Genomic DNA, 11,520 nt, shown 5'->3' on the forward strand with positions numbered 1-11,520 from the left:
CATGCGGGAGGAGGCGTCAGAGCAGCTTCTCGACGATGCCGAGGCCGACGGCGCACAGCCCCCACGACACGGCCACCCCGACGGTGAGCCGGTTCAGGTTCCGCTCGGCGACGCCGGAGGCGCTCGCGGACGAGGAGACGCCACCACCGAACATGTCGGACAGGCCACCGCCGCGCCCCTTGTGCAGCAGGACGAACATGATGGTGAGCAGGCCGAGGACGGCCAGCAGGATCTGAAGGACGAGCTTCAGCAGAGGCAGATCCACGTGGACGGGCACCTTCCGATAAGACTGACGGACCGATCCAGCATACGCCACCGGCCGGGCCCGTTCAGGACCCGGCCCGCGTGGGACGGCTTACGTCAGTGGCTGATTCAGCCCTGATACCCGGCGATCTTGGCGAACTCCTCGGCCTTCAGCGAGGCACCGCCGACGAGCGCGCCGTCGACATCGGCCTTGCCCATCAGCTCGGCGACGTTGGAGGACTTCACGCTGCCGCCGTACAGGACGCGCGCCGCATCGGCGACGCCGTCGCCGTGCTGCTCACGCAGGGACTCGCGGAGGGCATGGCAGACCTCCTGCGCATCGTCCGCGCTGGCGACCTCACCGGTGCCGATCGCCCAGACGGGCTCGTAGGCGATCACGATCGTCGCCAGCTGCTCGGCGTCCAGGCCCTCGATGCCGCCGCTGAGCTGAGCGAGCGTGTACGGGACGTGGTTGCCGGCCTGGCGCTCCTCGAGCGGCTCGCCGACGCACAGGATCGGGGTCAGGCCCGCGGCGAAGGCGGCCTTCACCTTGGCGCTGGTGACCTGCTCGTCCTCGCCGTGGTACTGGCGGCGCTCGGAGTGGCCCACGGCGACGTAGGTCGCGCCCAGGGCCGTCAGCATCGCCCCGGAGACCTCGCCGGTGTACGCGCCGGATTCGTGCGCGGAGAGGTCCTGCGCGCCGTAGGCGATCGGCAGCCTGCCGGCATCGACGGCCACCTGAACCGTGCGAAGGTCCACGAAGGGCGGCAGCACGACGGTCTCGACCTTGTCGGTGTCGAACCCCTTGAGCTGGTCGCCGAGCTCCTCCACGAGGGCGAGGGCCTGCTTCCAGTCGAGGTTCATCTTCCAGTTGCCCGCCATCAGCGGGGTGCGGGGGGTGGTCATTCGGTGTCCTCCTCGAGGATGGTGATGCCCGGCAGGCTCTTGCCCTCGATGAGCTCGAGGCTCGCGCCGCCGCCGGTGGAGATGTGCGAGAAGAGGGATTCGTCGAATCCGAGGGTGCGGACCGCGGCGGCGGAGTCGCCACCGCCGACCACGGTGAAACCGGCAGCCTTCGAGAGGGTCTCCGCGACGGAGACGGTGCCCTTCGCGAAGGACTCGAACTCGAACACGCCCATGGGGCCGTTCCAGAACACGGTCGCCGCGTCGGAGATCTTCTGCCCGAACAGCTCGGCCGTCCTCGGCCCGATGTCCATGCCCTCCTGGTCGGCGGGCATCTGCTCGACGGGGACCACGGTCGGCGTGGCATCGGCGGAGAACTCGGGGGCCACGACGGTGTCCACCGGGAGCACCAGCTCGACGCCGTCGCGCTCGGCGCGCTCCATGTACTCGCGGACCACGTCCAGCTTGCTCTCGTCCAGCAGGGACTGCCCCACCTCGAAGCCCTTCGCCTTCTGGAAGGTGTAGGCCATGCCGCCGCCGATGAGGATGCGGTCGGCCCTGCCCAGCAGGGAGTCGATCACGCCGAGCTTGTCGGCGATCTTCGCCCCGCCGAGCACCACCACGAAGGGGCGCTCGGGCTGGTCGGTGACCTTGCGCAGCGACTCGACCTCGCTGCGCACCAGCTGGCCGGCCGCCGCGGGCAGCAGGGTCGCCAGCTCGAAGACGGAGGCCTGCTTGCGGTGGACGACGCCGAAGCCGTCGGAGACGAAGGCGTCGCCGAGCGTGGCCAGCTCCGTGGCGAAGGCGAGCCTCTCGGCGTCGTCCTTCGAGGTCTCCCCTGCGTGGAAGCGCAGGTTCTCGAGCACCGCGACGCGGCCGTCCTCGAGACCGGCGACGACGTCCTGCGCGGAGGCGCCGACGGTGTCGGACGCGAAGGCGACCTCCTGGCCCAGCAGCTCGCCGAGGCGGCCCACGACGGGCCTCAGCGAGTACTTCGCCTCCGGGGCGCCCTGGGGGCGGCCGAGGTGGGAGATCACGACGACCCGCGCACCGGCCTCGACCAGACGGGTCAGGGTGGGCAGCGCCGCGCGGATGCGGCCGTCATCGGTGATGGTGGTCCCGTCCAGGGGGACGTTGAGGTCCGCCCGGACGAGCACGCGCTTGCCGCGCAGCTCGCCGAGCGAGTCGATGGTCTTCAGCACTGTGGTGCTCCTTCGAGGTCTCACCGTCGGGCCGCTCTGCGGCGCGACGGCTCTGGGGACGAGCGGAGCCCGCCGGGCACCGACCCTTCGGGGCGGCGACCGGCGGGCTCCAGGTCGGTCCTGGTCGTCCTGCGACGACTCCGGGATCAGAGGGACTTGCCGACGAGCTGCGAGAGCTCGACGAGCCGGTTCGAGAAGCCCCACTCGTTGTCGTACCAGGAGAAGACCTTCACCATGTTGCCGATGACCTTGGTCAGCTGGCCGTCGATGATCCCGGAGTGGGGGTCGCCCTCGATGTCCTTGGAGACGATCGGGTCCTCGGTGTAGCGCAGGACGCCCTTGAGCGGGCCCTCGGCGGCCTGCTTCAGGGCGGCGTTGACCTCCTCGGCGGTGACCTCGCGCGAGGCCTCGAAGGTGAGGTCGGTGATCGAACCGGTGGGGACCGGGACGCGCAGCGAGTAGCCGTCCAGCTTGCCCTTGAGCTCCGGCATCACCAGCGCCACGGCCTTGGCCGCACCGGTGGTGGTGGGGACGATGTTCAGCGCGGCGGCACGGGCACGGCGGGGATCCTTGTGCGGGCCGTCGTGCAGCATCTGGTCCGAGGTGTAGGCGTGGACCGTGGTCATCAGGCCCTTGACGATGCCGAACTCGTCGTTGAGCACCTTCGCCACCGGGGCGAGGCTGTTGGTGGTGCAGGAGGCGTTGGAGACGATGTGGTGCTTCGCCGGGTCGTAGTCGCCCTCGTTCACACCGATCACGAAGGTCGCGTCCTCATTCTTCGCCGGAGCGGAGACGATGACCTTCTTGGCGCCGGCCTCGAGGTGGGCCTTGGCCTTCTCGGCGTCGGTGAAGATGCCGGTGGACTCGATGACGACGTCCGCGCCGATCTCTCCCCAGGGGATGTTCTTCGGGTCGCGCTCGGCGTACGCCTTGAAGGTGTTGTCGCCGACGGTGATCGAGTCCGCGTCGTGCGAGACCTCGTCGGGCAGCACGCCGCCGATGGAGTCGAACTTGATGAGGTTCGCGAGCGCGGCGTTGTCCGTGAGGTCGTTCACACCCACGATCTGGATGTCCGCCTTCTGCTCGAGAGCTGCGCGCAGGAAGTTCCGGCCGATGCGGCCGAATCCGTTGATACCAACCTTGACTGTCAAGGGTTCCTCCTCGATCCACAGCGATGCTGTGAAATTCCGGTACTGACATGGCGCGCACGCCCTCGTACGCTCGGACGCCGCCGGTCTCACCCGACGGCCGCCACGATCCTATCAATGACCGGGGTCCGGTGACGGCGGGAGCCGCTCCTCGTCCACCCCTTGGTCGGTCCCCGGGACGCCGAGCTCCTCCGCGCGCTTGTCCGCGGTCGCCAGCAGGCGCCGGATCCGGCCCGCCACGGCATCCTTCGTCAGCGGCGGGTCCGCCAGGCGGCCGAGCTCCTCCAGGCTCGACTGGCGGTGCTCCAGGCGGAGGCTGCCCGCGGCCTGGAGATGCTCGGGCACCTCGTCGCCGAGGATCTCCAGCGCGCGCTGGACCCGCTGTCCCGCGGCCACTGCGGCCCGAGCGGAGCGTCGCAGGTTCGCGTCGTCGAAGTTGGCCAGTCGGTGGGCGGTGGCCTTCACCTCGCGCTTGGTGCGTCGCTCCTCCCAGATCTTCACGGTCTCCGGGGCCCCCATGCGCGCCAGCAGCATCGAGATCGCTTCACCGTCGCGCAGCACCACCCGGTCGGTCCCGCGGGCCTCACGGGCCTTCGAGGCGACGCCCAGGCGGCGGGCGGCGCCCACCATCGCCAGCGCGACCTCGGGCCCCGGGCAGGACAGCTCCAGTGCCGAGGAACGCCCCGGCTCGGTGAGCGTGCCCCGGGCGAGGAAGGCACCGCGCCAGGCGGCCTCCGCGTCGACCGAGGCTCCGCCGACCACGAACGGCGGCATCCCGCGCACCGGGCGGCCGCGCGCGTCCAGCAGACCGGTCTGCCGCGCGAGCATCCCACCCTCCCGGTCGACCCGGACGATGAAGCGCGTGGTGCGCCGGATCCCGGACGGGGCGAGGACGGCCAGATCGGCGCGGTGCCCGTACATGTCGGCGATGATCCCGTGCAGACGGCGGGCGACCGCTGCGGAGTCGAGCTCGGCCTCGACCACCACCCGGCCCGCCACCAGGTGCAGTCCGCCGGCGAAGCGGAGCATCGCCGCCGCCTCGGCCTTGCGGGCGGAAGGGCGGTTCACCTCGAGATGGCTCAGCTCCTCCTTCGCCTCACCCGTGAGAGCCATGCGTGTCCTCCTCGGTCCTCGTCGTCGCGGGAGCCGCCGCGGCCCCCGCTGTCCCGAGCGCGGTCCCCTCGTGCTCGGGTTCGACGTCGCCGTAGGCATCGTCGAAGAGATCACGGTACGCGGCGGCGAGGCGGACCGGGTCGTGATGGGGCGTGCCGTCCCCCACGCTCACCTGGCGCAGGAGCGTCCTGATACCGCGGGAGCGGGCATCCTCCGCGAGGTCCAGGGCGTCCTCGAGCGTGGTCGGGTCCGCGAGCAGCGCGTCGAAGCGGCATCCCTGCGAGGCGTTCACCAGCACCTCGAGCATGTCCTGGCTGGTCATGCCCTCCGCTTCCTGCGCCCCCACCGAGAGGTTCGTGGTGATGCAGACCCGTCCCGGGCTGGTCCGGATCGCCTCGGCGATCTCCGGGATCATCAGGTGCGGGAGCACGGAGGTGTACCAGGAGCCGGGGCCGACGATGATCCAGTCGGCCCGGCCCAGGGCGTCGATGACGTCCTGCGGGACCCGTGGACGCTCGGGGATCAGGCGCACGTCCTCGACGCGGCCCTCGGCGGTGGCCACCTGCCACTGCCCGGAGACCGTGCGCAGCTCGCCGTCGGCCCCGCGCACGTGGGCCTCGATGTCCAGGGGGTCCAGCGCCATCGGCAGCACGCGGCCGCGCGCGCCGAGCAGCTCGGCCATCTGGTCCAGGCCTTCGATGGGGTCCTCGAGGATCTGCCACAGCGCGACGATCAGGAGATTGCCCAGGGCGTGCCCGTCGAGCTCCCCCTCGGTGGCGAAGCGGTGCTGGATGACGTCACCCCAGATCGAGCCCCAGTCGGAGTCCTCGCACAGCGCCGCGAGCGCCATGCGCAGGTCGCCGGGCGGCAGCACCGGCATCTCGGTGCGGATCCGGCCGGAGGAGCCGCCGTTGTCCGCGACGGTGACCACCGCGGTGATGTCGTCGGCCAGCAGCCGCAGTGCGCGCAGGTTCGCGGCGAGGCCGTGCCCGCCGCCGAGTGCGACCACCCGCAGCGGTCGCTGGGGGTCGCCGCGGCGGCCGCGCCGGGCACTGGCGGAGCGGTCCGCGCCGCGCAGACGGAAGCCGCCGGAACGGGGGGCGATGCTCATTCTCGCCCCAGATCGCGGTGACGGATCCGGACGGCGTGGCCGGCCCTGCGCAGCTCCTCGCCGATCTTCTCGGAGACCGCGACGCTGCGGTGCTTGCCGCCGGTGCAGCCGACCGCAAGGGTGGTGAAGTGCTTGTTCTCGGCGCTGTAGCCCCGCAGCACGGGCGTGATCATCTCGAGGTAGCGGCGCACGAACTCCCCCGCATTGGCATCGCCCAGCACGTAGTCGGCGACCTCGGGATCCGTGCCGCGCTTCGGTCTCAGCGCGGGCACCCAGTAGGGGTTGGGGATGAAGCGGACGTCGCTGACGTGGTCGGCCTCGAGCGGGATCCCGTACTTGAACCCGAAGGACAGCATGGTCACCGTCAGCTGCTGCTCCTCGCTGGTGCCGAAGACGGTGCGCATCTTCATGGTCAGCTGATGCACGTTCAGCGGGGAGGTGTCCACCACCAGGTCCGCCATCCGGCGGTACGGGGCGAGCATCTCCCGCTCCCGACGGATGCCCTCGAGCACGCCCTCCTCGCCCTGCAGCGGGTGGGGGCGGCGCACCGAATCGAAGCGGCGCACCAGGGTCGACTCATCGGCGGTGAGGAAGAGCAGGCGCAGCCGCAGATCGGCCTTGCGCAGCTCGGCCACCACGTCGGTGAGCTCGTTGAAGAACGGACCGGAGCGCGGGTCGACCACCACAGCGAAGCGGTTCTCCCGGCCCACGGCGGTGGCACGCAGGTCGTAGAGCGTGCCGATCAGCTGGGGGGCGATGTTGTAGACGACGTACCAGCCCATGTCCTCCAGGGCGTGGGCGGCGGTCTCGCGCCCGGCTCCGGCGAGGCCGGTGATGATGACGACGTCGCCACGGGTGTCGGTGCTCGGGCCGGGTGTTCGGTCCTCGGTCACGGGCGCTCCTTCCAGGACAGGGGCAGCAGGCGGTGGGATGGTCAGGGGTCGATGATCTCGCCGGTCGCCGTGTTCACGGCGACGCCGAGCGCCGCATCCTCGATGACGGTGTCCGTCTCCGTGTTCGCCTTCGCTGCGCTCCCCTCCTCGGATCGTAGCGCGAGCGCGATCTGCGCGGCCAACGCGGGCCCGATCCCGTCGACCGCGGCCAGCTCCTCCTCGCTCGCCTCCCGGATCGCGGAGACGGTCACGAAGCGGTCCAGCAGGGCGCGCCGACGGACGGGCCCCAGCCCGGGGATGCCGTCCAGGGCGCTGGCCTGCATGGCGCGGCCCCGCTTGGAGCGGTGGTAGGCGATCGCGAAGCGATGGGCCTCGTCCCGCAGCCGCTGGACGAGGAACAGCGCCTCGCTGGTGCGCGGCAGGATCACCGGGTACTCGTCCCCGGGCAGCCAGATCTCCTCGAGACGCTTGGCGATCCCGGCCAGGGCGATGTCGGTGATGCCGAGGTCGTCCATGGCCTGCTGGGCGGCGGCGACCTGGGGCGGGCCGCCGTCGACCAGCAGCAGGGAGGGCGGGTAGGCGAAGCGCCGCCGGTCCTCGTCGGACGCCTCCGGTGGATCCAGATGATGCCTCAGCCGGCGGCTGATGACGTCGTACATCGAGGCGGTGTCGTCGCGGGCGGCCCCGCCGCTGACGGAGTAGCGGCGGTACTCGCTCTTCCTGGGCAGGCCGTCCTCGAACACCACCTGGGACCCCACGACGTTGGTGCCCGAGGAATGGGAGATGTCGAAGCACTCGATGCGCAGCGGCGGCTCCGCGAGGTCGAGCGCCTCCCCCAGGTCCTCGAGCGCCTTGGTGCGGGCGGTGAGGTCGCCGGTGCGCTTCAGGCGATGCAGGCGCAGGGCCTCGGTCGCGTTCTCGCCGACGGTCAGCAGCAGATCCTTCTTCTCGCCGCGCTGCGGGACCCGCAGGTCGACTCGCGCCCCCATCAGCTCCTGGACCTGCGCCCGGTTCGTCGGCAGCACCGGGACCAGCACCTCCTTGGGCGCCGTCCCCTCGGAGTACAGGGTGGTCAGCGCGCGCTCGATGAGGTCCGGAGCGGTGGACTCGTCGAGGATCTCGGCGGTCCATCCCCGCTGGCCGCGGATCCGGCCTCCGCGCACGTGGAAGACCTGCACGGAGGCCTCGAGCTCGTCCTGGGCGAAGCCGATGAGATCGGCGTCGGTCGCGTCGGAGAGCACGACGGAGTTCTTCTCCATCACTTTCTCCAGCGCCCGCAGGTCATCGCGCAGGCTCGCGGCGGTCTCAAAGTCCATCGCGGCGGCCGCGGCCTTCATCTGCCGTTCGATGCGGCGGATGTAGGTCGAGGTGTTGCCGGCCATGAAATCGGCGAACTGCTCGGCCAGCCTCCGGTGCTCCTCCTCGGAGATGTCCCCCACGCAGGGGGCGGCGCACTTGCCGATGAAACCCAGCAGGCAGGGCCGCCCGGAACGCTCGGCGCGGCGGTACACCCCGGCGGTGCAGGAGCGGATCGGGAACACCCGCAGCATCAGATCGAGGGTCTCTCGGATCGCGCCCACCTGCGGGTAGGGCCCGAAGACGCGGTCCCCCTTGGCACGGGGCCGGCGGGTGATGTGCACCCGCGGCACCGTCTCCCCCATCGTGATCACCAGGTACGGGTAGGACTTGTCGTCGCGGAACTTGACGTTGAACCGCGGATCGAACTCCTTGATCCAGGTGTACTCCAGGGTGAGCGCCTCGACCTCCGTGCCCACCACGGTCCACTCGACGCTCGCGGCGGTCGTGACCATCCGCCGGGTCCGCTCGTGCAGGACGGCGAGGTCCTGGAAGTAGTTCACCAGGCGCTGGCGGAGGTTCTTCGCCTTGCCCACGTAGATGACGCGGCCGTGCTCGTCCCGGAACCGGTACACCCCCGGGCGGGCGGGGATGGTGCCGGTGGCGGGGCGGTAGGTCGCGGGATCGGCCATCAGCAGCTCACCGCGTCCCGGACAGTCCCGCTCGTCCGGCGGTCAGCATCGGGGCGAGGAAGTGGCCGGTATAGGAGCCGGGCGTCTCGGCGACCTGCTCGGGGGTGCCGGTGGCGACGATCCGCCCGCCGCCGGAGCCCCCCTCGGGGCCGAGGTCGATGACGTGGTCGGCGGTCTTGATGACATCGAGGTTGTGCTCGATCACCAGCACCGTGTTGCCCTTGTCCACCAGCCCGTTCAGCACCTCCAGCAGTTTGCGGACGTCCTCGAAGTGCAGGCCCGTGGTGGGTTCGTCCAGCACGTAGATGGTGCGTCCGTTGGAGCGCTTGTGCAGCTCAGAGGAGAGCTTGACGCGCTGCGCCTCGCCACCGGAGAGGGTGGTCGCGGACTGGCCGAGCTTGACGTAGCCGAGACCCACGTCCACCAGGGTCTGCATCTGGCGGCGGATCGCGGGGACCGCATCGAAGAACACCAGCGCCTCGGCGATCGACATGTCGAGCACCTCGGCGACGTTCTTGTCCTTGAACGTCACCTCGAGGGTCTCGCGGTTGTATCGCTGGCCGTGGCAGACCTCGCACTGGACGTACACGTCCGGCAGGAAGTTCATCTCGATCTTCAGCGTGCCGTCGCCGGAGCAGGCCTCGCAGCGGCCGCCCTTGACGTTGAAGGAGAAGCGCCCCGCGGTGTAGCCCCGGATCTTCGCCTCGTTGGTCTGGGCGAACAGGGTGCGCACCCGGTCCCACACACCGGTGTAGGTGGCGGGGTTCGAGCGCGGGGTGCGGCCGATGGGCGACTGGTCCACGTGCACCACCTTGTCGAGGTGCTCGAGCCCGGTGACCCGCTTGTGGCGGCCGGGCACGATGCGGGCCCGGTTGAGCTCCTTGGCGAGCACCGAGAACAGGATGTCGTTGACGAGCGAGGACTTCCCGGAACCGGAGACGCCGGTGATCGCGGTGAGCACCCCGAGCGGGAAGGAGACGTCCTGCCCGGCGAGGTTGTTCGCGCGGGGACCGACGACGGTGAGCATCCGCTCCTCGTCGACCGCCCGGCGCTCCGGCGGCAGCGGGATCTCCAGCTCGCCGGAGAGGTAGCGGCCGGTCAGGCTGTCGGGGTTGCGCTTGAGGTCGGCGACCGCGCCGGAATGCACCACCCGGCCGCCGTGCTCACCGGCCAGGGGGCCGATGTCCACCACCCAGTCGGCGGAGTTCAGCGTGTCCTCGTCGTGCTCGACCACGATCAGGGTGTTGCCGAGGTCGCGCAGCCGCTCGAGCGTGCCGATGAGCCGGGCGTTGTCCCGCTGGTGCAGTCCGATCGAGGGCTCGTCGAGCACGTACAGCACACCCACCAGGCCGGAGCCGATCTGGGTGGCGAGCCGGATGCGCTGGGCCTCGCCGCCGGACAGGGTGCCGGCGGCCCGCGCGAGATTGAGGTAATCCAGTCCCACGTCGAGCAGGAAGCCGAGCCGGGAGCGGATCTCGCGCAGCACCTCATCGGCGATCTTCGCCTCCCGCTCCCCGAGCTCGAGGCCCTCGTGGAAGGCGAAGGCCTCCCGGATCGACATCTCGGTGACCTCGGCGATGGAGCGACCGCCCACGGTGACCGCGAGCACCTCGGGGCGCAGGCGCGCGCCCCGGCAGGCGGGGCACGGCACCTCGCGCATGAACTGCTCGTAGCGCTCCTTGGCCCAGTTCGATTCGGTGTCGTTGTGGCGACGCTCGAGGAAGTGCATGACGCCCTCGAAGCCGGTGGAGTAGGTGCGCTCGCGGCCGAAGCGATTGCGGTACTTCACATGGACCTGGTGGTCCTTGCCGTGCAGCAGCGCTTCCTGGGCGCGCTGCGGCAGCGCTCGCCACGGAGCGTCCATGGAGAAGCTGAGCTCCTCGGCGAGGCCGGCCATCACCTCGAGGTGGCGGTCGGTGTGGCCCATGGCCCAGGGGGCGATCGCCCCCTCGGCCAGCGACAGGTCCTCGTCGGGGATCACCAGCTCGGGATCGACCTCGAGCCGCTGGCCCAGGCCCGTGCACTCCGGGCAGGCGCCGTAGGGGGCGTTGAAGGAGAAGGTGCGCGGCTCGATGTCATCGATCGCCAGCGGATGACCGTTCGGGCAGGCGCGCTTCTCGGAGAAGCGGCGCGTGCGGCCCGGATCATCCTCATCCAGGTCCACGAAGTCCACCGACAGGATCCCCTCGGCGAGCCGCAGCGCGGTCTCCACCGAGTCGGTGAGCCGGCGCCGGGAGTCCGGCTTCGCGGCCAGCCGGTCCACGACCACCTCGACGGTGTGCTTGAACTTCTTGTCGAGGGTGATCTCCTCGTCGAGCCGACGGTTCTTCCCATCGATCCGGGCACGGGCGAAGCCCTGGGAGCGCAGTGAGCTCAGGAGGTCCACGTGCTCGCCCTTGCGACCCTGGACCACGGGGGCCAGCAGCTGGAAGCGGGTGCCGGGCTCCTCGCCGAGCAGGGTGTCGACGATCTGCTCCGCGGAGGAGGAGCTAACCAGCTCGCCGCAGATCGGGCAGTGCTGCTCGCCGGTGCGGGAGAACAGCAGGCGCAGGTAGTCGTAGATCTCGGTGATGGTGCCGACGGTGGAGCGCGGGTTGCGGTTGGTCGACTTCTGATCGATCGAGACCGCCGGGGAGAGCCCCTCGATGAGGTCGACGGAGGGCTTGTCCATCTGGCCCAGGAACTGCCGGGCGTAGGCGGACAGCGACTCCACGTACCGGCGCTGTCCCTCGGCGAAGATGGTGTCGAAGGCCAGGGAGCTCTTCCCGGAACCGGAGAGCCCGGAGAACACCACCAGCTTGTTGCGGGGGATGTCGATATCGATGTTTTTGAGGTTGTGCTCGCGCGCACCACGGACGACCAGGGATTCACTCACCGGGCCATCCTAGAGGTGGAACCCGGCCTTCGAACAGTTGTTCG

General features: G+C 70.4%; 9 protein-coding genes. All 9 read right to left on the minus strand.

Going from position 1 to position 11,520, the window contains the following annotated elements; genetic code table 11:
- Positions 1–16: 16 nt before the first annotated feature.
- Positions 17–259 (minus strand): preprotein translocase subunit SecG, encoded by a 243-nt coding sequence (secG, locus tag ACHUEU_RS04155; protein ID WP_394214795.1) that lies wholly within the window; start codon positions 257–259, stop codon positions 17–19.
- Between the two features lie 113 nt (positions 260–372).
- Positions 373–1,149: a triose-phosphate isomerase gene (gene tpiA / locus ACHUEU_RS04160; RefSeq protein ID WP_394214638.1), complete on the minus strand. Its 777-nt coding sequence runs from the start codon at positions 1,147–1,149 to the stop codon at positions 373–375.
- Positions 1,146–2,348, minus strand: coding sequence for a phosphoglycerate kinase (locus tag ACHUEU_RS04165; protein WP_394214639.1), 1,203 nt, complete (start codon positions 2,346–2,348; stop codon positions 1,146–1,148). The genes tpiA and ACHUEU_RS04165 overlap by 4 nt, the downstream gene beginning before the upstream one ends.
- Before the next feature lie 146 nt (positions 2,349–2,494).
- On the minus strand, positions 2,495–3,499 hold the full coding sequence (gap, locus tag ACHUEU_RS04170) for a type I glyceraldehyde-3-phosphate dehydrogenase (protein ID WP_394214640.1): 1,005 nt from the start codon (positions 3,497–3,499) through the stop codon (positions 2,495–2,497).
- Between the two features lie 111 nt (positions 3,500–3,610).
- On the minus strand, positions 3,611–4,609 hold the full coding sequence (gene whiA / locus ACHUEU_RS04175) for a DNA-binding protein WhiA (RefSeq protein ID WP_394214641.1): 999 nt from the start codon (positions 4,607–4,609) through the stop codon (positions 3,611–3,613).
- Entirely contained in the window at positions 4,593–5,720 is a 1,128-nt protein-coding gene (locus tag ACHUEU_RS04180) for a gluconeogenesis factor YvcK family protein (protein ID WP_394214642.1), read from the minus strand. The genes whiA and ACHUEU_RS04180 overlap by 17 nt, the downstream gene beginning before the upstream one ends.
- A complete protein-coding gene (gene rapZ / locus ACHUEU_RS04185; RefSeq protein WP_394214643.1) occupies positions 5,717–6,613 on the minus strand; it encodes an RNase adapter RapZ in 897 nt (298 codons plus the stop codon). The genes ACHUEU_RS04180 and rapZ overlap by 4 nt, the downstream gene beginning before the upstream one ends.
- Positions 6,614–6,654: 41 nt before the next feature.
- Entirely contained in the window at positions 6,655–8,601 is a 1,947-nt protein-coding gene (uvrC, locus tag ACHUEU_RS04190; RefSeq protein WP_394214644.1) for an excinuclease ABC subunit UvrC, read from the minus strand.
- Positions 8,602–8,608: 7 nt separating this feature from the next.
- Entirely contained in the window at positions 8,609–11,476 is a 2,868-nt protein-coding gene (gene uvrA / locus ACHUEU_RS04195) for an excinuclease ABC subunit UvrA (RefSeq protein WP_394214645.1), read from the minus strand.
- Positions 11,477–11,520 lie beyond the last annotated feature (44 nt).

This window comes from Brachybacterium vulturis, from assembly GCF_043641765.1.
GTDB lineage: Bacteria > Actinomycetota > Actinomycetes > Actinomycetales > Dermabacteraceae > Brachybacterium > Brachybacterium vulturis_A.

Coding starts and splice junctions, on each gene's coding strand:
- tpiA (WP_394214638.1), bottom strand. CDS start 1,149: ATGACCACCCCCCGCACCCCGCTGATGGCGGGCAACTGGAAGATGAAC.
- whiA (WP_394214641.1), bottom strand. CDS start 4,609: ATGGCTCTCACGGGTGAGGCGAAGGAGGAGCTGAGCCATCTCGAGGTG.
- ACHUEU_RS04180 (WP_394214642.1), bottom strand. CDS start 5,720: ATGAGCATCGCCCCCCGTTCCGGCGGCTTCCGTCTGCGCGGCGCGGAC.
- uvrC (WP_394214644.1), bottom strand. CDS start 8,601: ATGGCCGATCCCGCGACCTACCGCCCCGCCACCGGCACCATCCCCGCC.